The following is a 26,451-nucleotide window of genomic DNA, read 5'->3' as shown; positions in this document are numbered from 1 at the left end:
CGAGGTGGAGAACTAGCATGGCATCAGAAAAAAATAAAATGGGGTTGGTTGGGCTCACTACCATAGTGACCGTCAACATGATGGGTTCAGGGATTATCATGTTACCTGCCAGTTTGGCTCAAACTGGGGCAATATCATTATTGTCATGGATTGTCACCGCAATCGGCGCGATGTGTATTGCTTACGCTTTTGCGAAGTGTGGCATGTACTGTAATCGAGATGGAGGGATGTCTGCCTATGCTGATGAAGCACATGGGAAATCTGCCTTCTTCATTGCATCCTACACCTATTATGTATGTTTGGTGATCAGTGCTGTTGCTATTGCTGTGTCGGCAGCTGGCTATCTTGTCCCCTTCTTTCCTTGGATTAAAACCACGCCCTATCACACTTTTATCGCCGTAGTGGGTATTCTTGTTGTCACTATGGTTGCTAACTTTTGGGGCCCAAAGCTCACAGGGCAAATATCAGCAGTGACCGTCTGGGGGATTATTATTCCAGTGGTTGGTTTGTCCGTTGCGGGTTGGTTTTGGTTTAAACCTGAGGTCTTTGCGGAAGCGTGGAACCCTCACCAAGATACAACCGTCACCGCCATATCATCAGGTATCGCGCTCACGCTCTGGGCTTTCTTAGGCATTGAATCTGCAGGGGCGAACTCTGGGGCGGTAGAAAACCCCGAAAAGAATGTTCCCTTAGCCTGTATGCTTGCCACCAGCTTTACCGCCATCGTATATATCGCATCAACATCCGTGATTCAAGGCATCATCCCCAATGAGGAGCTGGCAAAATCTGATGCGCCCTTTGGCCTAGTGTACACCTACATGTTCAATGAAACCGTCGGACAAGTCATTACGGCTCTTGCCGTTATCGCCTGTATCGGTTCCTTGCTTGGCTGGCAGTTCACCAATGCGCAAGTATCGAAAGCAGCAGCCGACATTCGCCTTTTCCCTAAAGTGTTTGGTGAAGTCACCAAATCAAATGCGCCCATTAAAGGCATGCTTATCATGCTTGGGTTGGAGCTTCTACTGGCGATTATGACCATTTCGCCAAACTTGGTTAGTCAGTTCAATATCCTACTCAATCTGGCCGTGTTTATTAATATGGTGCCTTACATCTTGTCGCTCACTGGGCTCGAAGTCATTTTACGTAAGCAAAACTTGAGTGCTAAAGAGTACAAAACAGGGGCTGCCATCGGCACATTTGCCGTGCTTTACAGTATTTATGGCGTGTATGCCTGTGGTCAATCTGCCGTTTTCTATGGCGCGATATTGACGCTACTTGGCTACATCTTCTACGGGTTTATTGCAGCACGAGACACCAAAAGTGGCCCAGTTGCCTAGGAGGTGCACCATGTATGATTATGTAAACCTCACTAAAGCGACAACGCGACTCATCACCTTGAGCGTGTCGGTATTTCTGATGAGCGTGATGTCGGTATACGCGACGGAAGAAATAGACGTGAGCGAAGTGATTGAAGCCGAACCAGATTCAATCACAGCGATTGAGATCATCACGGGGAAACGGATACCTGAAACTGTACTGGAGGGCGATCGTCCACCCCACGTATATCGACCTCGTACGCCGATTTTTCATCACCACCACCCTGAGAATGAATCCGTTCCTCCTAAGATCACAAAGCATTTGTTGGTGGATCACCCCGAGCTAAACAACAACCAAGGCAGGACTATCCGCACACCAAAGAACGATGAAGCGTCTGAATCATCAACCAATTGACACACTTCATGTTAAACAAAAACGCCAGCGATTCTCTCGCTGGCGTTTTTGTTTGTCCTCGCTATCCCGTATTAGTAGACAGGTAGCTCAAGGCCTTCAAATAGCTTATCAACTTTTTCGGCACTATTTTGCATCAACACATTTTCCATCAACGTCTTAGTGAGATGAGGAGAAAATGACAGGAGAAAATCATACATGTAGTTCTGCAAAAGAATGTCTTTCGAGAAACAAATCCACGCGCTCGACGGAGCAAACAAGTGATCAAGATTGATATAGGTCAGCCCGGTGTTTTCGATATCACGCGCTGCCAACGTAGAAACAATGCCGATGCCGAAACCAAGCTGAACGTATCGCTTAATGACATCCGCATCCATGACTGTCATGAAATAGTTAGGGGAAATCCCTTCACGACCAAAGGCCTCATCTTGCGTTCTACGCCCTGTCGAACCCGGTTCGTAACTTAAAATGGGGTAATCCGCCAATTGCTTTAACGTAGGTTTACGTACATGGGCAAGCGGATGCTCCTCGGGCACTACCAGACCTAGTGTCCATAAATAGGCAGGGAGCACAATCAAATCATTGTCGGCCCCAAGATCGTGAGCAACAATCGAGAAATCAGAGTGGCCTTTGCTGATCACCCCTTTGGTTTGCAAAGGCAGCGTCGGGTGCAAATGGAAATTGATATTCGGGTATTTTTGTGTGAAATAGGAAACACTGTTTGGCAACAGATAGCGAGCAATAGTATGAGTGGTATAGATATTCAGTGTACCCACACTTGGATCCAGATGCTCATTGGCCAATGCTTTAATTTTTTGCTCAAGCGCGAGCATTCGCTCAACCTGCTCAAGAATACGTTCACCGATCGGCGTAACACCACTGAGGTTCTTACCTCTGCGCTCAAATATTCGTACCCCGAGTTCTTTTTCCAACAAACCCACTTGCTTACTCACACCCGGCTGTGTGGTAAAAAGAGATTGCGATGCTGCGGACACATTTAAATTATTGTCCTTTATCGCTTTTAGATATTTGAGCTGTTGAAGTTTCAATCCCTTACCTCAGACAAAGACATTGGCTATAGATCCTAAATTTATAAGAGCCTTATATTTTAAACAAGTTGAATGACTTCAAAATGCTCTGTTTATGGCAAATAATCCAAATTTTCTCTGGGAAATGGCCACAAAAAAGCCCGTCATTGACGGGCTTCAAATCCATATAAGGGAATTCACGCTATCCCAACTGGTTAAGCACTTCATCACTCGCCTGTTCAATTAAATCCAACGCCACTTCAAAACCGCGTCCACCACCAAAGTAGGGATCAGGGATTTCATTTAATTCAGAATGACTATGGCTGAGGAAAAGGGACAATTTATGTCGGTGTTCAGGGGGACAAATATCGATTAAGTCAGCCAGATTCGCCTTATCTGCCGCTAAGATTATGTCAAAGCGCTCAAAATCTTTGACATCAACCTGCCGCGAAGTAATCCCTGAGAAGTCATACCCTCTGGCTTCTCCTGCAGCTTGGCTACGTGGATCAGGGTTAGCGCCAGTGTGATACCCAATGGTGCCTGCTGAATCAACAATCACATCTAGGCCACGTGTCGCCGCTTTCGCTCTGAGTACAGCTTCTCCAGTCGGAGAGCGACAAATGTTACCCATACATACGACGAGAATTTTCGGTTTACTATGATGATCAACCGACATTGGCACTCCATTCCTTTATCACGTTGAAAACACTGTAACCAATGAAGCAACAGAGCGCAAAGTAGACGTTCAATCGATGTTAAAAAGTTTGATCAAAAAATGTACTAGATACCGTCGTTCCCATCAGTACATCTAGACGAGGATATTTTGACCAACCAGAGTTGAACATCACTTCTGTGCTTCCAAATATGACAAGGTTTGTTATGTTGTGATCCAAATGACTAAGGCCAACATATTGATTCGGCCGAGAAGCCAGCATGACAAGCAGAAAAGGAAAGCAAAATGAGCGACGAGCGCTATAAAGCCCGACAACAAAAAGTAAAAGAACAAGTGGACGAGCGTGTAGCTGCTGCTCAGATTGAGAAAGGACTTCTGCTAATCATCACCGGGAATGGCAAGGGAAAATCCACCTCTGGCTTTGGTGTCGTCACTCGCGCGACAGGCCATGGTCAGAAATGTGGTGTGGCTCAATTTATTAAAGGCACTTGGGAATGTGGAGAGCGAAATCTGCTTCAACAGTGCGGTGTTGAATTCCACGTCATGGCAACCGGCTTTACGTGGGACACACAAGACAAAGAGAACGATACGCGCGTGGCGCAAGAGATTTGGGTTGAATGTAAACGCATGCTTGCTGACCCAAGCTATGACGTCGTCTTGCTTGATGAAATGACCTACATGGTCACTTATGGTTATATCGACCTTGATGAAGTCGTCACTGCGTTAGAGAATCGCCCTAGTGAACAGTCCGTGGTCATTACTGGTCGCGCCGCCCACCGAACCCTAACTGATATGGCGGATACGGTATCGGAAGTACGCAATGTAAAGCACGCTTTTGATTCTGGTGTAAAAGTTCGTAAAGGCATCGATTGGTAGCAGGCCCCCCCCTTTTCTCGATAGCGCCGATGTACCCCAAAAAAAGCCCCTCTCCAAATATCCGAATCAAAGGATACAAAGAACAGGGGCGTTTTCGCTTCAGCCAGTCACACTTTAAGTTGCTTACTGAATCGTCTCTTCAATTTGCTCTTCACGAAAACAGTCATGTTCGTTACACAGCAAGGCGTCGATGCTTTGTAAACCTAACAACCGCATCCACAGCGCAGGAATTTGCCTAGGTAAAACAGGGCCAGGATCAAGCTGCACTGGATCTACGAGCTGCCAGATCTGTTGGTCATTCTTTTCCGCCATTAAGAACTCAAACGGATGATACATCGCCATCCCCAAGCGAAGATCCGTCACGGTCAACGTATTATCTTGCTGTTTAAATTGCACAAAACCACGGGTAAAGGCTTCAAACTGTGCCAACAACTCAGGTTCACTCGGGAACGGCCATTCACCACGAATCATAGGCATCCAGTCTATGACCGGATCTTCATCCAGCAACGAAGTAAGACCTTCCCAATATTTCTCATCATCTAGCACAACCACTCGCCACAGCACGGTATTGAACGGCGTCGGGGAAATGAAAACAGGCTGTCCTTCTAAATGCGTACCCGCGACGTTTTCCTCGACACGCTCTTGTACTTGGCCTAGAGCCACCAAGGACCACATCAAATAAAGGGTCGATATTGCTAAACCTGCCCCACACAATTTAGCGGCTCGACGACGCCAAATTAGTGCTGCCAAAACGGGAATAAGTAACGGCAGTGTGTACAAGGGATCGATAATGAACATGCTAGATATTGCCACTGACGGTACATCTAACGGCCAAAAAAGCTGAGTTCCGTATGAGGTGAACGAATCCAATATCGGATGTGTAATCAAGGCCGCAGTGATCAGTGTGAGCAACTGAACGAAAGGCCATGATGCGGCAAAGAAACGCTTCCAAAACAGTGCTAGCACTACAGAGAACGGGATTAGAACAAACAAAGAATGGCTAAAACCACGATGTTTGATCATGTTGGATATGGGGTCGCCGTAATCCAACACCACATCTAAATCAGGCAATGTACCAAGCGCCGCTCCCGCTAATAATACCTTAGGGGTGCAGCGCTTGCCCGCCACTAAACCTGCAACAGCAGCGCCTAAGGCTGCTTGAGAAATCGAATCCATCTACGCGTGTATTCCTTTTTGTTCAATGCCGGAGCAACTCAAGATGTTTGTTCAGCGAAGACCCGATTCTAGCGAACCGAGCCAAGAGTGAAAGCAATTCCTTGGAATGAAACCGTTAATTATTGTTTCCTCCAGAATATTTATACCCAAACAACCTGAAGATGCAGGATTCAACGAGGTTGATTGGGTATATGAGTCACAGCTCTCAACATTTAGTCCTTACATTATGTAGGTTTAAAATTTGACCACATGGAGGATTCAATACGATGCCAGGAAAAGTTTCGGATTACATGACACGTAAACTTATCACCGTCAGCGCAGACACCGGTGTACGCGAAGCCTACTTTTTAATGCGAGACAAAGACATACGCCATCTACCGGTTACACAAGACTCGCAATTGGTTGGTATTATCAGCGACAGATCGCTGCGCCGCCCAAATTGGGCTGATGAAGCACCGGATATTGAACACCCTTATTTGTTGTCAGATGATCTGACTGTCGGTGACGTCATGATCAAAGATGTCATTACCTGCCGAACCTACGAAACCCTGTCGAAGGCCAATCAAACCTTGTTGGATTACAATGTCGGCGCACTGCCGGTGTTAGACAAAACCGATGATTTAGTCGGCATACTGTCTGCGGTTGATTTGCTGGAAGCGCTTCAAGACATGCTCAAAACTGAAAAACGAGCCAAAAAGCAGCGTGCGTAAGCCAACAAACCAAAAAAGCCGCGATAGCGGCTTTTTTAATGCAAAGTTTCAGACACTAACAGTTAGTTAAACAAACCTTTAGTTAAACAAACCTTTTAGCAACTTATCCGCCACGTTTTTCACTTTGTCATCGCCCGCTTTGTCACCAAGCAATTTCTCTAAGCCACGCTCAGCTTCTTTGCGCACCTTTTCTTCCAACACTTTATTACTGGTCAACAGTGCTTTGACATCTAGCTTGTAGCTTGGCGCTTGCCACGTGCCGCCAATCGCAACGGGAATGGTAACGTCTTTCAGCTCATCAATGTCTTTCCCGCCCTGTCCTTTGCTGGTTCCAACCACAGAGACAAACACCTCGAAGTCCAAATCTTCGCTGACCAGATTGGTTTGACCTTCACTACGAATACGCAGCGCGGGCGCTTCCATCTTCATGTTGCGCGTTGATGCAATGCCTTTACCTAGGTTAAAGGTCGCCGTTAGCGCACTGAAGTCTGTTTGACGAGCTTCCTCGACATAATCCGCACGCTTACCTTTTAGTGTCGCTTTGGCTTCACGAATCATTTCAGGGATGTTGATACCGTCAATGGAGCCATCTGCAAAGTTGATAGCCACAGTACCCGTGATGCCAGTGCGAAGACGTTTTTCTGACAAACCAACACCATTTACATTCACGTCAATGCTGCCACGACCAGACAAAATATCTTCGTTGGCTGCTGCCATTAGCAAAGGCTGAACGTTAACGTTTTTGATGTCTTTGGTGACACGATAGCGAGCAGGCGTTACCGTTGCATCCAACGAGCCTTCGGCAGACACTGAACCACCATAGAGCTTCGCATCAAATTGCTTTAGGTTGACCTTGCCACGGTTAACAGCAAATGCGGTCTTCACTTGGCTAACCTTTACATTGTTGGCGACCAATTCATCAATTGCGATTTCCCCTGCAATATCCAACCCTTTCAGGGCTGATAAGTCAGGCTCGTCATCGCTCAATGGCGCTTTGGCAATAGCGGTGGCAGATTGGTCATTAGGCGCTGACGATGGCTTGGTTTCCGCAGGTTTTGAGACAGCAGGTTGTGCCGCCTCTGTGGTGTTGCCTAGAAACGCATCAAGATCAATCTTCGAACTATGAAGCGCGAAACGTACAGCGGGAATATCGGCCAGCGCAACTGATGCATGACCATCAACCTCCAACTCATCAAGGCTGGCAACCAACTGACTCAGTGTTAACTTCTGCGTGTTGTTATTGAACGCCGCATCCGCTTTAAGGCTGATATTCATCTCTGGCCGCGGAAGTGATGCTCCAGCCAACAGGGTCGAGATATCAATGCCAGTCGCTTGAATATTCGCTATCGATTTATCGACCAACACAGAGGCTTTACCTGACGTATCAAATGACATGTCGTTCGCCTTGCCTTTGGCAGAAAACGTCAAGGCCGCAGGCATTGCTAGTGCAACCTGATCGGCAGTGAGCGACAGGCTGTCTAGTTGAATATTGGCGTCATTCAAAGAAGCGGATAAAGACAGCTTACGAAGCTGTGACTCCATCGCCACTTTGTTCAGCATCGCTTCCATTTGGCCTTTCGCAGTAAATACCATGGCATTTTGCTTTCCTTCAACGTCAAACTCGACCGGCACCCAAGTGCCAGTGGTCAGCTTTCCGATATGAAGATTTAGCTGGCTAATTTCACTGATGGTATGAACCTTATCGTCGCGCACTACTGCACTGGCATTAACCACATCCAACCCACCAATTGTAATGGTCCATGCTGTAGCGGCTTGGCTATCACTGGCAGGTTCGGTGGTCGGCGTCTGTGACGCAGTCTCCGGCTCGCTATCTGTGGTCGACGCGTCTCCGGTCAGCCCATCAAGATTACTCTGCCCGTTTGGCAATGTTTGAATAAAGACATGGGCGCCATACAAGCTCACGAGACCAATGTCGAGTGTATCCGACATCAACGGCATCACAGCGACGGACAAGTCAGCGCGATCCAGTTTGAGCATATTTGGTTCAGCGAAACCTTGGGGGTTTTTAAATGCTAATTTTTCAACGGACAAACCTAAGCTCGGCCAGAAGCGCCAACTGATGTCACCATCGATGACCAACTCTCGCCCTGTCGCTTTCTTCACTTCGTCAGCAATCAGCGGCTTAAAATCGTTAGGGTTGATAACCGCAACAAGCACACCTATCGCGACAACCACTAACATCACCAGTCCAAGAAGGATGTAGAGAAGCTTTTTCATGATGACAAACCGTTCCTTTTGAGATGCATTGAGATAACAGCAAAAGACTAACGAATTATGACGCAAATTTCTGCATCAAAACGCCTCGTTTCAGCGTATTTAAAAAACAAAGCGAAAAGATCTAATCTTCGTTGATCCGCGAGGCATCAGCTCCTTGCTGATTTTTGTACTTGGCATTTTCTCTTTTGTGATAAGGGCGTTCTGCAGGGCTTGTCATGGTTTCAAAACTCAGTGCGCCAATTGGCATACCCGGGCGCAGCGCCAAAGGCAAACGACCACTGTTGTAAAACTCCAACACAATACGACCTTGCCAACCTGGGTCAATCCTATGTGCCGTGACATGCACCATTAAACCCAGACGAGCCAATGATGAACGGCCGTCAAGCCAACCAACAATATCATCAGGCAAGGTCACTACTTCTTGCGTCACTGCTAATGCTAACTGCCCAGGATGAAGATAAAACGCCTCACCTTCGGCAATCTCTATTTCATCACTCATGACTTTATCGAGTTGTGCGGACACTTCTTCTTTCGGCCCAGACAAATCGATATAGGGCGCCCCATACTCTTGAAAGACTCGAAACTGGTTGCCAAGAGTCACATCGGCGGTCACACCCGAAATGGCCTCGTCATTGGGTCTGGGTTCAATGGTAATGTGTCCACTGTCCAAGTATTCACGTATATGCTTGTCACTTAATCTCATCGCACGCTCCCTGCTTAAATTGCCACACAGCATTGACCATGTGCGGCTTAGGCTTCCCCAACCTCAAAGATAAAAAAAACCGGACTAAGCCGGCTTCTTTATTATTATGCTTTTAGCAATTTTGCTATATGTGCTTTTAGCACATCGATGGCAATACGGTTTTTACCGCCTCGCGGAACAATGATGTCCGCATACTGCTTAGATGGCTCAATGAACTGCATGAACATTGGGCGAACTGTGTTTTGGTACTGTTGAAGAACAGATTCCATTGTACGACCACGCTCTGCAACATCACGCTTCACGCGACGAAGTAAACAAATGTCCAGAGGCGTATCCATAAAGATACTCGCATGCATCAAATCACGCAGACGTGGATCAGTCAGTAGCAAGATACCTTCCAAAATGATCACCTTCTTCGGCGTCAATGTGGTGCTCTCGTCCATACGAGTATGCTCGGCATAGCTATATTGTGGCACTTCTACGGCTTTACCTTCCGTCAGCGCTTGGAGATGCTTACAAAGCAAATCATGGTCCAACGCTTGCGGGTGATCGTAATTTGTCTTTACGCGATCTTCCATGCTGAGATGACTTTGATCACGGTAATAGCGGTCTTCCGTGATAACACCGATCTGATGATCGCCCACTTTTTCTTTCAGTTCCTGATAGATGGTGCTGGCGATCAGACTTTTACCAGATGCAGATGCCCCTGCAATACCGATAATGACACATTGGTTGTTGTCACTCATATATGAATACCCGGAAGTTTGGCGAGAAATAAACCGCCTGATTATAGGGAGTTGGATGCGCTCACGCCATCAAAATATGTGATGAACATCTCAAATAAAAGTAAGATGCACAATGTTTCACCAAGCTGCACGCGATTTGCGCATCAATTCACCCTTTCAACACGGCCCTCATTACTCACCCAATGTGGTGATGGAGATTTGCTCTGGTGCAGTTTCTCCGCTCCAAAAGAGTTGGCAAGCAACGCGCAACGCTAACTGACGGTAGATAGCCGCATGTTCGCTATCAGGTTTCGACGTGACAGTAGGGCTACCTGCATCAATGTCTTCACGAATACTCATGTGCAGAGGCACTTGCGCCAGAACGGATAAATCCAAACTCTCTGCCATTTTCTGTGCGCCGCCTTGCCCAAAGATGGCTTCGTGATGCCCACATTGGCCACAGATGTGATAACTCATGTTTTCAACCACACCCATCACAGGCACTGCCACTTTATCGAACATGGAGACGCCTTTTATTGCATCCGCCAGGGCTAAGTCTTGCGGCGTTGTCACGACAATTGCCCCTGTGATGGGAAATTGCTGCGCCATACTCAAGGCAATATCTCCCGTCCCTGGCGGCATATCCACGACAAGGTAATCCAAATCAGGCCAACGGGTTTCATTCACCAATTGTGCAAACGCTTTTGAAGCCATTGGGCCACGCCACACCATGGCATTTTCGTCAGGCACTAGATAACCGATGGAGTTACTAAATAGACCATGAGCCTCGACAGGCTCCATGTTTTTACCATCAAGGGTAACAGGTTGCTTACCTTTGGTTCCCAGCATAATAGGAACCGAGGGCCCATAAATATCCGCATCAAGTATGCCAACTTTGGCGCCTTGAGCATGCAACGCCAACGCAAGATTCACCGACGTGGTAGATTTACCGACTCCCCCTTTCGCTGAACTCACCACAATCACGTTTTTCACACCTTTGATCAACGCTTTGTCACCTGCCTTAATCGGCGCGACACGCTGTGTGAGCGTAAAACTGGGGACAGATGTGCCATTGGTTTTCTGAACGGTTAACCATGCATCGAGCTCAGTGATGAGTTCTCCAGCAGCAAAGGGAAACGTCACAGTCACGTCACCTTGTTTTGACTCAAGCACGATACCTGGATGGCTTGCCCAATCAGAGATCAATCCAGGATGTTGAAACTGATTAAGCAAATCGACGACGGCAGACATATCAATCCCTCTATGTATGAATACGCCCACTCACAAGCAAATGGACGATATATTTCGAGTATATCGAGTTAGTCAAACTCGATTTTCATAGCCTAATGAAATTTAAACGAAAGCGCACGATTTTCATCCTGCAGTTAAAGAATACATTCGCTACAACAAGACGGCGTCAGACCCATAAGAAACAAAATACCAATGAAAGGAGCACATCACGACAGCTTAAGCAGGTGTTTACTTGGGTTACGCTAGGCATTCCCACCCGTATCAGGTAATATTTGCGCCATTCATTCGATTCATTTGTCAAAAGCGAACTAACTAAATTATGGCTGCAAACCAACGTAAAATTCTGGTTACCTGTGCCCTGCCTTACGCTAATGGCTCCATCCATTTGGGTCATATGCTTGAGCACATTCAGGCAGACGTATGGGTGCGTTATCAGCGCCTGCGTGGCAACACTGTTAATTTCATTTGTGCCGACGATGCACACGGTACCCCTATCATGCTGAAAGCACAGCAATTGGGTATTGAGCCGGAAGCCATGATTGCGGCAATGCAGAAAGAGCATGAGACGGATTTCGCTGGCTTTGACATCAGCTTTGACAACTACCATAGCACTCACAGTGAAGAAAACCGTGAGCTGGCTTCGTACATCTACACCCAGTTGAAGAACAACGGCTTCATCAATAGCCGTTCAATCTCTCAACTGTTCGACCCAGAAAAAGAGATGTTCCTTCCGGACCGCTTCGTCAAAGGGACTTGCCCGAAATGTGGCGCCGAAGATCAATACGGTGATAACTGCGATAACTGTGGTGAAACCTACAGCCCGACTGATTTGATCAACCCAAAATCAGCGGTCAGCGGCGCAACACCAGTCATGAAGGACTCGGTACACTTCTTCTTTGACTTGCCACAATTCGCCGACATGTTGAAAGCGTGGACCACCTCAGGTGCGCTTCAAGACGAAACGGCAAACAAGATGGCCGAGTGGTTTGAAACGGGTCTGCAACAGTGGGATATCTCACGTGATGCACCTTACTTCGGCTTTGAAATTCCTGGCGAACCAGGCAAATATTTCTACGTATGGCTAGACGCGCCAATCGGCTACATGGGTTCATTCAAGAACTACTGTAACAAGAACAGCGACGTCGACTTTGACGAATACTGGAAGAAAGACAGCACGACTGAGCTTTACCACTTTATCGGTAAAGACATTGTCTATTTCCACAGCCTATTCTGGCCTGCCATGCTGGAAGGCGCTGGTTTCCGTAAGCCAACCAATGTGTTTGTTCACGGCTATGTGACAGTTAACGGCGCAAAAATGTCGAAATCAAAAGGAACGTTCGTGAAAGCGAGCACCTACTTGAAGCATTTGGACCCTGAGTGCCTGCGCTACTACTACACGGCGAAACTCAACAACCGCATTGATGACCTTGATTTGAACTTGGACGATTTCGTTCAGCGCGTGAACTCAGATATCGTGAACAAAGTGGTCAACCTCGCATCACGCAACGCTGGCTTCATCGCTAAGCGCTTCGACGGTCAGCTATCCGCTGAATGCGCAGAGCCTGAGCTTTACGCTGAATTTGCGGGTGCAGCAGAACGTATCGGCGATCTATACGAGAAACGCGAGTTTAGCCGTGCTATCCGTGAAGTTATGGCATTGGCCGACAAAGCGAACCAGTACGTGGATGAAAAAGCGCCGTGGGTTGTCGCAAAAGAAGAAGGCAAAGATGCTGAGCTTCAAGCGATCTGTTCAATGGGCATTAACTTGTTCCGTGTGCTGATGGCATACCTGAAACCAGTTATGCCAGAACTGGCAAAACGAACGGAAGCATTTTTGAACGAAACACTGACGTGGGAAGGCATTGCTCAACCACTCACAGGCCACGCTGTTAGCCCGTTCAAAGCACTGTTTAGCCGCATCGATCCGAAACACGTTGAAGCCATGGTTGAAACGTCAAAAGAAGATGCTGCAGCTGAGAAAGCGCTCGCAGAAAAAGCGGATGCAAACAAAGCAAAAAGCCCATTGGTAGAAGAACCTATCGCTGCTGAAATTGAGTTCGATGATTTTGCCAAAGTCGATCTTCGCATCGCGAAAATCATCTCTTGCGAGTCTGTGCCAAAAGCAGACAAGCTGCTTAAATTCCAATTGGACCTAGGCGGCGAAACTCGCCAAGTGTTCTCTGGTATTAAATCAGCCTATAACCCAGAAGATTTGGTCGGCAAATACACGGTTGTGGTTGCTAACCTCAAGCCGCGCAAAATGAAGTTCGGTATGTCTGAAGGGATGATTCTTGCTGCTGGCCCTGGTGGCAAAGACCTATGGTTGCTTGAACCTCACGAAGGTGCTCAAGCCGGTATGCGTGTGATGTAATCGCCGCTGTCGTCGCAGCCACAAACTGCACACAATAAAAAAAGGGAGCCAGATTGGCTCCCTTTTTTTGTCTTCATTTTGGCCTGTCACTTTCAGAGACCATGATCACATTTATTGCACCGTGTTGGTTCGTTAATGCATCAAGGATGAACACGCCATCCACAAGAAAACACTTAAACCTATGATTTAAAACAAAAACAACAATTGGCATATGACCTGCAATATCTGTTCAGGCTCTCAATCTGAGGAAAGAAATATGTCTCTATTACGTGCAATCACTCCAACTTGGTTAATACAGCTTGGCAAAAGCATGTCCAGCACAAAAGAAACGCGTAGAGAACAATATCGTTCACAAATCAACAGCCTGCGCTCGCTGTTGTGGATGGTTCACGAACACAATACTCGTTATGTTCGCTGCCCTCAGTCACCTCAAGCTTCTAAAGCACGTGATGACATACGCGAGTATTGTGAGGAAATGCAAACATCATGCAGCAATCCTCAACGACCTCTATTTCGAGTGTTAAACGCACGTATGGAGCAAGCTCTGTCGGCACTGCCTAACCAGACCAAGCCGAGTTGGTATGCCATTCACCACAGAACCTCTGATCATCTCATTTATATCATTGATGAAATAGCCCGCTCATACCTTGCCGAAAGCAAGCACGATGCAATGTATGAGGAATACCAAGCATTTTGGCAAACATGGATAGATACCAAAGAATCTCAATTACGTTTTGAACAAGCCACCATGCGTTTGATAGAAGGAAAAATGGCCTCATGGCAATCAGTGAGTCTGCAAAGCCGAATTCTACAAAAGCGCATGCATCAACTATCACTCATTTCGAGTTCTGAAGTGTCATTGGCATTTGACCGCATCGATAATCAATTTGACTCAATTGTTCAATCGAAAGAGGGAGACGTACCCGCATCCTCCTTAGTTAAAATCAGTCAAGACTTGAGTGTTGTCCTCCTTCACCTCTTTGATCAGGAACTGACAATACGCACCAATGATGCTCTGATGGAAAAGAATCACAAAGCCAAGACAACCGTGCATGCTCTTCCTGACCCTAATCAAAGCGCATAATATTGATGAGTCTACATGCATCAAACTAGCCAAGAAAACACCCTACGCAACCTGATGTTATGATCCAGAGATCATCAGGTTGCGTGGTTCTTTAGCGCCTTGGGTTCCAGGTTTTTTGAATGTAGGTTTCTTGAATGTCATGCCCTTAAATATCAGGGACCTTGGACCTTGGACCTTGGACCTTGGACAAGAATATAGGGGTTGGACAATAGCGTGAAATGAAAAAAGCCAGCATATGCTGGCTTTTGGATAGTGTAAGGTGTCATCAACCAATACGTCGGAACTGCATCACCAATCGCTTCTGCTCAGCGAGAGCTTGGAACAACCTCTCTGCCTCTTCTACCGACTCCCTCGATATTGAGATGGTATGTTGAGAAAGCTCAGACACAGACTGAATGTTACCGTTCATCTCATTGGATACTGCAGCTTGCTCTTGCACCGCTGTCGCAATTTGATGGTTTCTATCGTTAATATCAGTCACCAACTCTTGAGAGCGCCTTAGCACATCACCTGCCTGCTCCGCGCTGACAACACATTCTTCTGACAAAGTGGTACCGCGAGACATCGCATCAACCGCTTGCTGCGTCCCATTCTGAATTTTTGAAATCACATCCTGAATTTCAGACGTTGACTCCTGAGTACGCTGTGCCAATGCACGAACTTCATCAGCAACAACCGCAAAGCCTCGACCTTGCTCGCCAGCACGTGCCGCTTCAATCGCAGCATTGAGAGCCAGTAAGTTGGTCTGCTCTGCGATGCCCTGAATAACATCGGAAACGGCACCAATGCGCTTTCCATGTTCTTCGAGTTCAGAAATCACGCTGGAAGCAGAGTTAAGCTGTTTTGCCAGGTTCTGAATCGCATCGACGGTTTTACCCACCGTTTCCATGCCTGCCAATGTCGCATCTTGTGCTTCCAACGCTGCGTCAGATGCGCTCTGCGTATTACCTGACATGTCATTAGCGGTGGCTGACATTTGATTGATAGCCGCTGCAATCTGATCCGTTTCTGCATTCTGCCTATCAAGGTTACCAGCGGTTCTTTCGCCGTTTTCCTTCGCAGTGCTTGCAGCATTAAGTACTTGATCACTGCCATCCATGATTCGACCTACAATAGCGTTCAGCTCTGCCGCTCGCATTTTCAGGGCCAATTCAATCTCGGAGACATCATCAATGGCACCATTATATAAATATTCCATCAGCGGGTTGTCATAAGCTTCTTTAGCTAGCGAAGTCACCGCTTCTAATCGCCGAGTCAACATGAAAATCGCGACAACTGACACGACCAGTTGAACCGCAACGGATGCCACAAACCCAGCGAAGAACCCTGCAGCACCCGCCAATATTGCACCAAGAACAAACCATATCAACGCTCGCTGCCACAAACGGGTACGGGGCATTTTCAATGCCGAAGGCGTTTTACCTGCCAATAATTGCGGATAAACCTTTTCTGCCCGCTCAACACTTTTTCTGTCCGGAACCATCCGAACCGACTGATACTCAACGATCTCTCCGTTTTTCTTAATAGGCGACGCAAACGCATTCACCCAATAATGATCACCATTACTCGAACGATTTTTCACCAACCCCATCCAAGAGCGACCACTTTTAATGTAGTCCCACATGTTCTCGAACGCCGCCGGCGGCATGCTTGGATGGCGAACCATGTTATGAGGCTGTCCAACCAGTTCCTCTTGGGTATAACCTGCAACTTCACAAAATTCTTTACTTACGTACTTAATAATACCGCGAGTGTCAGTGGTGGAGAGTAGGTTGTAGTCAATAGGGAAACGTACTTCCTTTTCTGTCACTGGATTGTTGATTCGCATACAACACTACCTTTCAGTTATTGAGACTTTTACCTAATAAGTAATGTTAGTCCATTAATTGAGAATGTAATGAGAAGGTTGTGATTAATTAGTTACTTACGTAATGTGGCATCTGAATAAATCTTTATTTTCAATGCCTTACTGATGAGAATAAATTGAAGAGTCAAACAATTGGAAGATGGCATCAAAACACAAAGGTAGAAAAACAGAACTGAGTGGCAGATTTTGGTATCACGACATATAAAAAAACCGACAACAAAGTGTCGGCTTTATATTTCAGCATATCCAACCATGTTAGTCAGCGGATATACAAGTGATCAACTTGGAATTAACCAATATGCGTTGCGCCACCCATGTATGGGCGAAGTACTTCTGGCACTTCAATGCGACCATCTTCAAGCTGATAGTTTTCCAGAATCGCTACCATGGTACGGCCAACAGCCAAACCAGAACCGTTTAGTGTGTGCAGTAACTCAGGTTTGTTCGCACCTTTACGGCGGAAACGCGCTTGCATACGACGTGCTTGGAAATCCGTCATGTTTGAACATGATGAAATTTCGCGGTACGTGCTCTGAGCTGGAACCCACACTTCGAGATCGTAGGTTTTAGCTGAACCGAAGCCCATATCACCAGTACAAAGAATCACTTTGCGGTAAGGCAGATTCAATAACTGAAGGACTTTCTCAGCATGACCGGTCAATTCTTCCAACGCTGCCATTGAATCTTCTGGTTTCACGATTTGTACTAATTCAACTTTGTCGAATTGGTGCATACGGATCAAGCCACGGGTATCGCGACCATATGAGCCAGCTTCTGAACGGAAACAAGGCGTGTGAGCCGTCATGCGGATCGGCAAGTCAGCTTCGTCAACGATGGTATCGCGAACCATATTTGTCAACGGCACTTCTGCTGTCGGGATCAGCGACATACCAACACCTTCTTCGGTAGCTGGTTGAGTGTGGAACAAATCTTCACCAAACTTTGGTAGCTGACCAGTACCAAATAGGCTGTCTGCATTGACCAAATACGGAACATACATTTCGGTGTAGTCATGTTCAGTGGTGTGAAGATCAAGCATGAATTGGGCAATAGCACGATGTAGACGCGCCATTTGGCCTTTCATTACGATAAAACGAGAACCAGATAGTTTGACCGCACTTGCGAAATCTAAACCACCAGAAAGCTCACCAAGATCAACATGGTCTTTCACTTCAAAGTCATACGACTTAGGCTCACCCCAAACAGAAATTTCTACGTTTTCAGATTCATCTTTGCCTACTGGCACAGCGTCATCAGCAACGTTAGGAACGGCTTGTACAATCGCGTTCAATTCATTTTGAAGATCAGCCAACTCAGCTTTTGCTTTGTTTAGCTCTTCGCCAAGGTTTTCAACATCTGCCAGCAAAGGCTGGATATCTTCGCCCTTCGCTTTCGCCTGACCAATGGACTTGGAACGTGCGTTACGCTCTGCTTGAAGTTCTTCAGTACGAACTTGCAGCGATTTACGCTTTTCTTCAAGATCGCGGAGTGTGTCGACGTCAAGCTTAAAGCCACGACGCGCCAATTTTTCAGCTGTTGCGTCCAGCTCGGTACGAAGCAGTTTAGAATCCAGCATGTTAATCCTGTGAATCGTTATCTAACAGTGCCTGAAAAAGAGTTAACGCTGCCACGCACTAATATGACAACGCCAATATGAAAGGATCTTGCCCCAGTCTTTTGCGACATTTCATTCGGAAACAACGGGGTCTTAAGGGCTTAAACAATACCCAAAATACCCTCTTTTTCCTAGCGTTTTTGGGGGCTATTTGCGTCTAATTGGTCAAGAAATGCCAACTTCTCAGCGATTTTAATTTCAAGCCCACGATTTACGGGTTCGTAGTATCGTGTGCCTTTCATTTCCTGAGGGAAATAGCTCTCACCCGCGGCATACGCATTTGGCTCATCATGGGCGTAACGATAACCGTCGCCATAACCCAAATCCTTCATCAGACTGGTTGGCGCATTGCGAAGATGATTGGGAACTTCAAAGTCGGGATGCATTTTTGCATCACGAAGCGCCTGTTTCCAACCGACGTACACGGCATTACTTTTTGGCGCACAAGCTAGATAAACTGCCGCCTGCGCTATGGCTCGTTCACCTTCGGATGGCCCAACACGCGTGAAACAATCCCATGCGCTGATAGCAACTTGCATCGCTCTTGGATCGGCATTCCCCACATCTTCCGATGCTATTGCAAGTAGCCGCCTTGCCACATATAAAGGATCGCCGCCTGCGGTGATAATACGGGCATACCAATACAAGGCTGCGTCAGGGTCTGAGCCGCGAACCGATTTATGAAATGCGGATATCAAGTCGTACCATAGGTCGCCCTTATTATCGAATCTCGCGATTTTCTCCCCTGCCACTTCAGCAAGAAGTTCTAGGGTAATGCGCTTATCCCCTTTATCGTCCGCCTCGACCATGTCTGACAACATTTCGAGGTAGTTGAGCGTCATCCTTGCATCACCCGATGTGAAGTTTGCTAGATGCTCTTTCACATCCTCAGGGAATACGAGGTTTTCACCACCCAACCCTCTATTTTTATCAGTCAACGCCTGTTCTATCACCTCAAGAATGTCTTCTTTATCGAGTGACTTCAGCTTATAAACACGCGCTCGCGACAACAATGCATTATTGAGCTCAAACGACGGGTTCTCCGTCGTCGCGCCAATAAACGTTACAGTGCCATCTTCAATATGCGGCAAAAATGCATCTTGCTGGCTTTTGTTAAAGCGGTGGACTTCGTCGACAAAAAGAATCGTTCTTCGCCCCACCAACTTGTTTTCACGCGCTTTATCTATGGCTAAACGAATGTCTTTCACCCCAGAGGTCACTGCCGACACGCGCTCAATTTCAGCGTCTGCGTAGCCCGCTGCCACTTCTGCCAAGGTGGTTTTTCCTGTTCCGGGAGGTCCCCACAAAATCATGGAATGCAGTTGCCCACTCTCCAATGCACGGCGTAACGGTTTCCCTTCACTAAGAAGGTGTTTTTGACCAATATATTCGGAAAGATTCGTCGGACGCATGCGTGCAGCAAGAGGGCGAAAATCGTCCGCAAATTCCAGACTGAAATTACTCACAAGCAGGACTCTCGGTTTGAGGAGCGAGGTGTTAACTTAGCATGACTAAGCCAAACACCTCACATGATAGTGATATTACGTAAGGGCGATAGTTCGCCGCAGAGAGGCATTTTATTGTTTATTGACGCTGGTCGTCCAGTTCTACACCTTCTGGCACCGTGAAACGAAATAGCGCATCGCTAGGCGATACATTCTTGACATTTTGCAGCGCGAAACGGCTCGTTTGTCCATCTTGTTCAACCACAGCAAACTCTGAAATACGTCCATCTGGTTGAACATCCACAACAAACTCACCCAAATTACCCGTTTGCTTTGGTGACAGAACAAAGGTGTCACCGTCTTGCTTGACGTTGTAGTTACCCCAATCTTTAGGATCATTTCGTGTCAGCAATACAAAAGGTGTTTGTGATGTCGCATCGTCAAGCCACATTGCGGTAACTTGCTCAATAAACGGGCTGTAGTACCAAAGGGTTTTCCCGTCTGATACGAGGATGTTTTCATCCGGCATCACAGTTTCCCAATTGAAAAGATTGGGGCGCTTCATGGCAAGAGTACCTTCACCCTCACTAATGACCTCGCCATCAGGGCTGGTGACGATTTGCTCAAAGTTTGCAGTGAAGCTATTTAGCTTTGCCAAACGTGTGTTCAGTTCTTGTTGTGGTGTTGCAAATACTGCCGGTGCCACCAGCAGCAAAGACATCAACATCATCTTTTTCATTTATGGTTTCCGATTAATCTCTTGGCGGTGGTGGCGGAGCCAACACCTCACGATTTGAGTTATGACCCGGTGCGCTAACAATGCCTTGTACTTCCAACTGTTCGACAATACGCGCCGCTCGGTTGTAGCCAATTTTAAAACGACGCTGCACACCAGAGACTGACGCTCTGCGAGATTCAGTCACAAATTCAACGACCTGATCAAACAACTGATCAAGCTCTTCTCCATCCCCGGCACCGGCGGCTTCTCCAGGCAATAGGCCTTCTGCACCTTGATCACCATTGGTAATGTCGGTGATGTACTGCGGTTTCCCTCGCGCCTTCCAGTTGCTCACCACTCGGTGTACTTCGTCATCATTCACAAACGCACCATGGACACGTGCAGGATGATTCGAGCCGTTTGGCATAAATAACATGTCACCCATACCAAGTAGAGATTCAGCACCGCCTTGGTCCAAAATGGTACGAGAGTCAGTTTTAGTAGAAACAGTAAACGCCATACGAGTTGGAATATTAGCTTTAATCAAGCCGGTAATAACATCCACTGATGGTCGCTGTGTTGCGAGTACAAGGTGAATACCTGCGGCTCGCGCTTTTTGCGCCAAACGCGCGATGAGCTCTTCAACCTTTTTACCAACAACCATCATCAAGTCGGCAAATTCATCAACGATGACGACGATATATGGCAGTTTTTCCAGCGAAGGGGCTGTTTCATCCATGCTATCACCTGGACTCCAAAGTGGGTCAGGAATTGGATGGTCAGCGTCTGCCGCTTCTTTGACTTTGTCATTAAAGCCCGCAATGTTTCTGACACCGAGCATGGACATAAGTTTATAACGACGTTCCATTTCGGCCACACACCAACGCAGTGCATTGCCTGCGTCTTTCATGTCAGTAACCACTTCGGTTAATAGGTGTGGTATCCCTTCATAAACCGAAAGCTCAAGCATTTTCGGGTCAATCATGATGAAGCGAACATCTTCTGGACCCGCTTTGTACAACATGCTGACAATCATGACGTTAACGCCCACGGATTTGCCAGAACCTGTCGTACCTGCAACAAGCATGTGTGGCGCTTTCGCCAAATCGGTAACAATCGCTTCGCCGGCAATGTCTTTACCCAAAACCACAGAAAGTGGCGACTTCGAGTTTTGGAATCGCTCACTCGCAACCACATCAGACATAAACACGGTTTCACGGCTATTGTTAGGCAACTCTAAGCCAATGTAAGGCTTGCCAGGAATCACATCGACAACTCGCACTGCACTGGTCGATAAAGAGCGTGCAATGTCTTTTGATAGCCCCATAATGCGACTGACTTTTACACCAGGTGCCAATTCAAGTTCAAATCGCGTGATCACCGGCCCAGGGAAAATACCTTTCACCGTGACTTTGATTTTGTATTCTTCCAAGCGTGTTTCTATCAACTGCGCTTGGTATTGCAGCTCTTCATCCGTCGCGCGCGTTGCCGTATTGCGTGGAGGATCCAGCAAATCCAACGTCGGTAAGGGTTCTGCGGGCTTAGGTAAGTTTGGTTCATCTTTCACTAAAAACGGATGCAGTGCTCCCGCCGCATTTTTCTGAGCTTCGCGGATGGTTTCCATAAATGGGTCATCATCGGGGATCACGGATGTCGCCTGAGCGCGGTCAAGTTCTGATAAACCGTCCGTATTACCAATGGCAATGTCATGTCGCGGCTCATGATCCAACTCAAGATTATCGACATCAAATGCCGAGTCATTCTCGCGCGTATCCTCTGTGTCGTCGTAGTCAAAAGGAGGCTCGTCGTCCATAGACTCATTCGGTTCATGCACTGCCGGCGTGTCCATCATCAACACATCATCAGGCTCAAAGCCAACGTCACTCGTCTGCGCAATATGAGCAGGCTCATCACTAATGACGTGAGTGACATCCTCAACGCGAAGATCGCTGTCGGTTGGAATAAATTCAGGCTCAGGTGCGATGTCGTGCTCAGGTTCAAAATCCGAAGTAATAACGGGCTCTTTACGCTCAACAATAACTGGGACTGGGGTGTGTATCACTGGCTTATCAGAGCGACGACCACTATCTGCTTTATCGTCGACACGTTGAGGCTTGCTCAATGCAGCAATATCAGTCAATTCGAGTTCTTCATCATTCAAAGATGAGGAGAACAAGGGATCGGTGAGATCGATATCAGCGGTATCCGCATCCGACGTATCAACTGTCGCGCCCAAGGTTTGTGCCTTATCACCACGGGCTCTATTCACAAGCCAAGTGACTGACGACAGGGTTTTCTCACCCAAGGTATCAACAATCGTTAACCATGAAATACCCGTGAAAAGCGTAAAACCCGCCGCCCACAAGAACATCAAGACCAGAGTTGTACCCAGCACATTAAACAACGGTAAGGAAAGAGCGGTCAGCACATCACCCACGACGCCACCGGACGAGAAATACCAGAAATCATCAAAATTCAGATCAGCCAAACCACTGCTGGTAAGCAACAGTAAAACGACACCCAGAATTTTGGTTGCAAGAATGGTGTAATTAAGAGGCTCACTTTCTCCTCGGCGACGAAATACAACCCACCCTGCAAGAAGAAGCAAGAATGGCATTGGGTAAGCTAATGTACCTAACGCAAAGAAAAAGGTATCAGCAACCCAAGCTCCCGCACTACCTGCTGCATTTTGAACAGGACCATCCCAAGCTGTTTGTGACCATGATGGATCGGAGGAATCGTAACTAAGAAGGGAAACCAGCATGAACACAGCAGACAACAACGCAAGAATCAATGCGCTCTCTTTCAAACGTTGTTTTCCATTTAAACGACGTGAGGTGTCTGTCTGTTTCTGCTCCTGACGCAAGAAGAACTCCATTATCACCTATCTTTCAAAATTTAAGCCCCAAAGTGAGGGTTATGGCTTTATACCCAATCAACCTGAAGATGCTCGATTTCAGAGGTCATCAGTGCGTTCAGTTCAAGGCAAATTCTTGTAGGAATAGTCATTCTATTTCACAGGAACTTAACGATGAAGTGGACGCACTGAGGGCCTCCCTTCGGGTGAGTTTACTGACGCCATGCTCGGTGTTATCCCTTTTTGATGGAGATCACTACATCGGCAAAGGGACGCCTAGATCATAACGTCAGTAAACCTCGCTGAATCCTGCATCTTCAGGTTGTTTGAGTATATGATTATTCATTATTTGCCGAAGACACGAAGGAAGAAATAACCATATTCCCCCTTTCAACGCCCTTTACTTGCAAAAGTGTACACCAAACAAAAAAACAAACCGAGCAGCAAGCTACTCGGTTTGTAGAATATAACACTAATGTCAGCCCTCTTTGTTCGAGGTGCGTGAGCTTTTTAACGCGTTTTGATAACCAAATGGTTAGTTTGCTTCACTTCTTCCATCACGACATAAGTTCGAGTGTCGTTGACTCCAGGTAGACGAAGCAACGTCTCACCCAAAAGCTTACGGTATGCTGACATGTCCGACACGCGGGTCTTCAGCAAGTAGTCAAAATCACCTGAGACTAAGTGACACTCTTGGATATCTTCGAGTTGTTGAACGGCCTTGTTAAACTGTTCGAACACATCCGGCGCACCACGGTTCAGGGTAATCTCAACAAATACCAGCAATGAAGCATCAAGGAACTGAGGGTTCAACAATGCGGTATAACCACTGATATAGCCTTGTCTTTCTAAACGACGAACACGTTCCAGACAGGGGGTTGGAGAAAGTCCTACACGCTTAGACAGTTCAACGTTTGAAACGCGACCATCTTTTTGCAGTTCATTAAGGATATTTCTGTCAATGCGGTCCAATTCCTTGGAGGGTTTCTTTTTGGCGTCAACCATTTTTTATTCCACCTTATTACTTCCTTGCAATGTAAAATGCCATTTTCTTTAACATAACTTATGTTTTTAGCATCAAATCCGTCTTTTTGCGAACTATACTAGCTCTAAATACAACAATACTACAAAACAACAGCTAATAACTCTATATTGAAGCGAGGAATCAGGATGATCATTGGTGTACCTAAAGAGATAAAAAATCATGAATACCGTGTGGGCATGGTGCCTGCCAGCGTACGCGAGCTCGTTTCCCATGGTCATACTGTGCACGTCCAGTCACAGGCAGGAATGGGGATCGGCTTCAGCGATGATGACTACGTCAATGCCGGCGCTTCTGTTCTTCCAAGTGCGAAAGAAGTGTTTGCCACTGCTGAAATGATTGTCAAAGTTAAAGAGCCGCAGGCTGTTGAAAGAGCCATGCTTCGCGAAGGGCAGATATTGTTTACCTATTTGCACCTTGCACCAGATTTTCCACAGACACAAGACCTTATCAAGAGCAAAGCTGTCTGTATAGCCTATGAAACCGTAACAGATTCTAAAGGTCGATTGCCACTTTTGGCGCCGATGTCTGAGGTCGCTGGTCGCATGTCTATTCAAGCGGGTGCACAAGCATTGGAGAAATCTCGAGGCGGTGCAGGCATGCTGCTTGGCGGCGTACCTGGGGTTGAACCCGCGAAAATTGTGGTCCTTGGCGGAGGTGTCGTTGGTTCAAACGCAGCGCGTATGGCGGTTGGTATGCGTGCGGATGTTTCCATTTTGGATCGCAACATTGATACGCTAAGAGCGCTAGATGAAGAATTTCAGGGGCGCGCAAAAGTACTCTACTCAACAGAAGAAATTCTTGAAAAACACGTTCTCGCCGCAGATTTGGTCATCGGAGCAGTGCTAATTCCAGGTGCAGCAGCACCAAAACTCGTCAATGCGGGACATATCAAAAAGATGAAACTGGGCGCTGCCGTTGTCGATGTTGCTATTGACCAAGGTGGCTGCTTTGAAACATCACACGCCACGACGCATGCTGATCCGACTTACATTGTGGATGATGTCGTCCACTACTGTGTCGCCAACATGCCAGGTGCAGTCGCCCGTACGTCAACGTTCGCACTGAACAATGCAACATTACCTTATATCGTGAAACTGGCTAACCTTGGCTACCGTGATGCACTGCTCAGTGACGAAGGCTTACTAAAAGGCCTGAATGTCATTGACGGTAAGGTAACGATAAAAGAAGTCGCTGACGCCTTTAATCTCGACTATCTAGACCCACGTGCTGCAATCTCATAATCCACAGCCAATCAAAGTGTAATATGAGATAACACATTTCAATGAAGGGCACCGCATGGTGCTCTTTCTTTAATTACGCATTTTCCCTACAATCTCTCTCATTAGATCAAACTCAATCCATCCGGAGAAATAATGAGTAACGTAAAGCATTCAAGCCTTCTTATCTTAGGTTCAGGTCCTGCAGGATATACTGCTGCAGTCTATGCTGCTCGCGCCAACCTTAAGCCTGTTATGGTTACTGGCCTACAACAGGGCGGACAGCTCACCACAACGACTGAAGTGGAAAACTGGCCGGGTGATGCAGAAGGGTTAACTGGCCCTGCTCTGATGGAACGCATGAAAGAACATGCTGAAAAATTTGATACCGAAATCATTTTCGACCACATCAATGAAACAGACCTCACTCAGCGCCCTTTCCGCCTTAAAGGCGACAATGCTGAATACACCTGTGATGCATTAATCATCGCAACAGGTGCTTCTGCTCAATATCTTGGTATGGAGTCAGAAGAAAACTTCAAAGGCCGCGGCGTTTCAGCGTGTGCAACCTGTGACGGTTTCTTCTATCGCAACCAGAAAGTCGCGGTGATTGGCGGTGGCAACACGGCTGTTGAAGAAGCACTTTACCTGTCCAACATCGCATCAGAAGTTCACCTTATCCACCGTCGTGATACTTTCCGTGCTGAAAAGATTTTGGTTAGCCGTCTAATGGACAAAGTCGAAAACGGCAATATCGTTTTGCACACAGATCGCGTTCTTGATGAAGTGTTAGGCGATGACATGGGCGTGACAGGCGTTCGTATTAAAGAAACACAATCTGACGCCACCGAAGATTTGGATGTGATGGGCTTGTTCGTTGCCATCGGTCATAAACCAAACACCAGCATCTTTGAAGGTCAATTGGAGATGCACAATGGTTACATCAAAGTGCAATCCGGCCTTGAAGGCAACGCCACACAAACCAGCGTTGAAGGCGTTTTCGCCGCTGGCGATGTGATGGACCATATCTACCGTCAAGCAATCACATCAGCGGGTACCGGCTGTATGGCTGCATTGGATGCCGAGCGCTTCCTAGACGCAAAAGAAAGCAAATAATAATTCGC

The 26,451-nt window shown here is 47.0% G+C and carries 21 protein-coding genes; 8 read left to right on the top strand and 13 right to left on the bottom strand.

Annotated features, from left to right (window positions below; genetic code table 11):
• Window positions 1-17: 17 nt before the first annotated feature.
• Window positions 18-1,337 carry a putrescine-ornithine antiporter gene (potE, locus tag L4D06_RS10220; RefSeq protein WP_274165719.1) on the top strand — a complete coding sequence of 440 codons (1,320 nt, stop codon included), beginning with the start codon at window positions 18-20 and terminating at the stop codon, window positions 1,335-1,337.
• A gap of 10 nt (window positions 1,338-1,347) precedes the next feature.
• The gene (locus tag L4D06_RS10215; protein WP_429739218.1) at window positions 1,348-1,731 is read left to right on the top strand and encodes a hypothetical protein; all 384 of its coding nucleotides are present in this window, start codon (window positions 1,348-1,350) and stop codon (window positions 1,729-1,731) included.
• A gap of 71 nt (window positions 1,732-1,802) precedes the next feature.
• On the opposite strand, the gene L4D06_RS10210 is transcribed toward L4D06_RS10215, so the two are convergent.
• Complete coding sequence (locus L4D06_RS10210) at window positions 1,803-2,777, bottom strand: LysR substrate-binding domain-containing protein (protein WP_274165721.1); 975 nt, start codon at window positions 2,775-2,777, stop codon at window positions 1,803-1,805.
• Window positions 2,778-2,958: 181 nt separating this feature from the next.
• Window positions 2,959-3,432 (bottom strand): low molecular weight protein-tyrosine-phosphatase, encoded by a 474-nt coding sequence (locus L4D06_RS10205; protein ID WP_429739216.1) that lies wholly within the window; start codon window positions 3,430-3,432, stop codon window positions 2,959-2,961.
• 282 nt (window positions 3,433-3,714) lie between these two features.
• Between L4D06_RS10205 and cobO the strand changes: the two genes are divergently transcribed.
• On the top strand, window positions 3,715-4,305 hold the full coding sequence (cobO, locus tag L4D06_RS10200; protein WP_274165723.1) for a cob(I)yrinic acid a,c-diamide adenosyltransferase: 591 nt from the start codon (window positions 3,715-3,717) through the stop codon (window positions 4,303-4,305).
• Window positions 4,306-4,428: 123 nt separating this feature from the next.
• On the opposite strand, the gene L4D06_RS10195 is transcribed toward cobO, so the two are convergent.
• Complete coding sequence (locus L4D06_RS10195; RefSeq protein WP_274165724.1) at window positions 4,429-5,481, bottom strand: metal-dependent hydrolase; 1,053 nt, start codon at window positions 5,479-5,481, stop codon at window positions 4,429-4,431.
• 266 nt (window positions 5,482-5,747) lie between these two features.
• On the opposite strand from L4D06_RS10195, the gene L4D06_RS10190 reads away from it, so the two are divergent.
• The gene (locus L4D06_RS10190) at window positions 5,748-6,191 is read left to right on the top strand and encodes a CBS domain-containing protein (protein ID WP_028022765.1); all 444 of its coding nucleotides are present in this window, start codon (window positions 5,748-5,750) and stop codon (window positions 6,189-6,191) included.
• A gap of 78 nt (window positions 6,192-6,269) precedes the next feature.
• Here the strand turns inward: L4D06_RS10190 and L4D06_RS10185 are convergent, their stop codons facing one another.
• From L4D06_RS10185 to apbC, 4 genes are all read right to left on the bottom strand, one after another.
• Window positions 6,270-8,429 (bottom strand): AsmA family protein, encoded by a 2,160-nt coding sequence (locus L4D06_RS10185; RefSeq protein WP_429739214.1) that lies wholly within the window; start codon window positions 8,427-8,429, stop codon window positions 6,270-6,272.
• 121 nt (window positions 8,430-8,550) lie between these two features.
• Window positions 8,551-9,132: a dCTP deaminase gene (dcd, locus tag L4D06_RS10180; protein ID WP_429739213.1), complete on the bottom strand. Its 582-nt coding sequence runs from the start codon at window positions 9,130-9,132 to the stop codon at window positions 8,551-8,553.
• 104 nt (window positions 9,133-9,236) lie between these two features.
• The gene (udk, locus tag L4D06_RS10175; RefSeq protein WP_274165727.1) at window positions 9,237-9,878 is read right to left on the bottom strand and encodes a uridine kinase; all 642 of its coding nucleotides are present in this window, start codon (window positions 9,876-9,878) and stop codon (window positions 9,237-9,239) included.
• Window positions 9,879-10,049: 171 nt separating this feature from the next.
• Entirely contained in the window at window positions 10,050-11,108 is a 1,059-nt protein-coding gene (gene apbC / locus L4D06_RS10170) for an iron-sulfur cluster carrier protein ApbC (RefSeq protein ID WP_429739212.1), read from the bottom strand.
• A gap of 319 nt (window positions 11,109-11,427) precedes the next feature.
• Between apbC and metG the strand changes: the two genes are divergently transcribed.
• Together metG and L4D06_RS10160 are read left to right on the top strand one after the other, a co-directional pair.
• Window positions 11,428-13,479, top strand: coding sequence for a methionine--tRNA ligase (metG, locus tag L4D06_RS10165; RefSeq protein WP_429739211.1), 2,052 nt, complete (start codon window positions 11,428-11,430; stop codon window positions 13,477-13,479).
• A gap of 256 nt (window positions 13,480-13,735) precedes the next feature.
• Window positions 13,736-14,563 carry a hypothetical protein gene (locus L4D06_RS10160; protein WP_274165730.1) on the top strand — a complete coding sequence of 276 codons (828 nt, stop codon included), beginning with the start codon at window positions 13,736-13,738 and terminating at the stop codon, window positions 14,561-14,563.
• 265 nt (window positions 14,564-14,828) lie between these two features.
• Here L4D06_RS10160 and L4D06_RS10155 read toward each other — a convergent pair whose 3' ends face one another.
• The 6 genes from L4D06_RS10155 to lrp form a co-directional block, all read right to left on the bottom strand.
• Entirely contained in the window at window positions 14,829-16,391 is a 1,563-nt protein-coding gene (locus tag L4D06_RS10155; RefSeq protein ID WP_274165731.1) for a methyl-accepting chemotaxis protein, read from the bottom strand.
• 328 nt (window positions 16,392-16,719) lie between these two features.
• Complete coding sequence (gene serS / locus L4D06_RS10150) at window positions 16,720-18,006, bottom strand: serine--tRNA ligase (protein WP_274165732.1); 1,287 nt, start codon at window positions 18,004-18,006, stop codon at window positions 16,720-16,722.
• A 170-nt stretch (window positions 18,007-18,176) separates the two neighbouring features.
• Window positions 18,177-19,511: a replication-associated recombination protein A gene (locus tag L4D06_RS10145; protein WP_274165733.1), complete on the bottom strand. Its 1,335-nt coding sequence runs from the start codon at window positions 19,509-19,511 to the stop codon at window positions 18,177-18,179.
• A 118-nt stretch (window positions 19,512-19,629) separates the two neighbouring features.
• Window positions 19,630-20,229 carry an outer membrane lipoprotein periplasmic chaperone LolA gene (gene lolA / locus L4D06_RS10140; protein ID WP_274165734.1) on the bottom strand — a complete coding sequence of 200 codons (600 nt, stop codon included), beginning with the start codon at window positions 20,227-20,229 and terminating at the stop codon, window positions 19,630-19,632.
• 13 nt (window positions 20,230-20,242) lie between these two features.
• Window positions 20,243-23,086 carry a DNA translocase FtsK gene (locus L4D06_RS10135; protein ID WP_429739209.1) on the bottom strand — a complete coding sequence of 948 codons (2,844 nt, stop codon included), beginning with the start codon at window positions 23,084-23,086 and terminating at the stop codon, window positions 20,243-20,245.
• A 489-nt stretch (window positions 23,087-23,575) separates the two neighbouring features.
• Window positions 23,576-24,070 (bottom strand): leucine-responsive transcriptional regulator Lrp, encoded by a 495-nt coding sequence (gene lrp, locus L4D06_RS10130; protein ID WP_016961524.1) that lies wholly within the window; start codon window positions 24,068-24,070, stop codon window positions 23,576-23,578.
• A 165-nt stretch (window positions 24,071-24,235) separates the two neighbouring features.
• Here lrp and ald point away from each other — a divergent pair, with 165 nt between their 5' ends.
• Together ald and trxB are read left to right on the top strand one after the other, a co-directional pair.
• Window positions 24,236-25,351: an alanine dehydrogenase gene (gene ald, locus L4D06_RS10125; protein WP_429739207.1), complete on the top strand. Its 1,116-nt coding sequence runs from the start codon at window positions 24,236-24,238 to the stop codon at window positions 25,349-25,351.
• Between the two features lie 132 nt (window positions 25,352-25,483).
• Entirely contained in the window at window positions 25,484-26,443 is a 960-nt protein-coding gene (gene trxB, locus L4D06_RS10120; RefSeq protein WP_274165737.1) for a thioredoxin-disulfide reductase, read from the top strand.
• Window positions 26,444-26,451 lie beyond the last annotated feature (8 nt).

It is taken from the genome of Enterovibrio makurazakiensis (genome assembly GCF_050336585.1).
GTDB lineage: Bacteria > Pseudomonadota > Gammaproteobacteria > Enterobacterales > Vibrionaceae > Enterovibrio > Enterovibrio gelatinilyticus.
Note: the sequence above shows the minus strand (reverse complement) of the source record. Positions and strands in the feature narration are given on the sequence as shown.

Bases quoted from the DNA above. Each gene is read 5' to 3' on its own strand.
- dcd (WP_429739213.1), bottom strand. From the start codon at position 9,132: ATGAGATTAAGTGACAAGCATATACGTGAATACTTGGACAGTGGACAC.
- serS (WP_274165732.1), bottom strand. From the start codon at position 18,006: ATGCTGGATTCTAAACTGCTTCGTACCGAGCTGGACGCAACAGCTGAA.
- lolA (WP_274165734.1), bottom strand. From the start codon at position 20,229: ATGAAAAAGATGATGTTGATGTCTTTGCTGCTGGTGGCACCGGCAGTA.
- L4D06_RS10205 (WP_429739216.1), bottom strand. From the start codon at position 3,432: ATGTCGGTTGATCATCATAGTAAACCGAAAATTCTCGTCGTATGTATG.
- L4D06_RS10155 (WP_274165731.1), bottom strand. From the start codon at position 16,391: ATGCGAATCAACAATCCAGTGACAGAAAAGGAAGTACGTTTCCCTATT.
- L4D06_RS10185 (WP_429739214.1), bottom strand. From the start codon at position 8,429: ATGAAAAAGCTTCTCTACATCCTTCTTGGACTGGTGATGTTAGTGGTT.
- L4D06_RS10215 (WP_429739218.1), top strand. From the start codon at position 1,348: ATGTATGATTATGTAAACCTCACTAAAGCGACAACGCGACTCATCACC.
- L4D06_RS10135 (WP_429739209.1), bottom strand. From the start codon at position 23,086: ATGGAGTTCTTCTTGCGTCAGGAGCAGAAACAGACAGACACCTCACGT.
- udk (WP_274165727.1), bottom strand. From the start codon at position 9,878: ATGAGTGACAACAACCAATGTGTCATTATCGGTATTGCAGGGGCATCT.
- metG (WP_429739211.1), top strand. From the start codon at position 11,428: ATGGCTGCAAACCAACGTAAAATTCTGGTTACCTGTGCCCTGCCTTAC.
- L4D06_RS10190 (WP_028022765.1), top strand. From the start codon at position 5,748: ATGCCAGGAAAAGTTTCGGATTACATGACACGTAAACTTATCACCGTC.
- ald (WP_429739207.1), top strand. From the start codon at position 24,236: ATGATCATTGGTGTACCTAAAGAGATAAAAAATCATGAATACCGTGTG.
- L4D06_RS10195 (WP_274165724.1), bottom strand. From the start codon at position 5,481: ATGGATTCGATTTCTCAAGCAGCCTTAGGCGCTGCTGTTGCAGGTTTA.
- lrp (WP_016961524.1), bottom strand. From the start codon at position 24,070: ATGGTTGACGCCAAAAAGAAACCCTCCAAGGAATTGGACCGCATTGAC.
- L4D06_RS10160 (WP_274165730.1), top strand. From the start codon at position 13,736: ATGTCTCTATTACGTGCAATCACTCCAACTTGGTTAATACAGCTTGGC.
- potE (WP_274165719.1), top strand. From the start codon at position 18: ATGGCATCAGAAAAAAATAAAATGGGGTTGGTTGGGCTCACTACCATA.
- trxB (WP_274165737.1), top strand. From the start codon at position 25,484: ATGAGTAACGTAAAGCATTCAAGCCTTCTTATCTTAGGTTCAGGTCCT.
- cobO (WP_274165723.1), top strand. From the start codon at position 3,715: ATGAGCGACGAGCGCTATAAAGCCCGACAACAAAAAGTAAAAGAACAA.
- apbC (WP_429739212.1), bottom strand. From the start codon at position 11,108: ATGTCTGCCGTCGTCGATTTGCTTAATCAGTTTCAACATCCTGGATTG.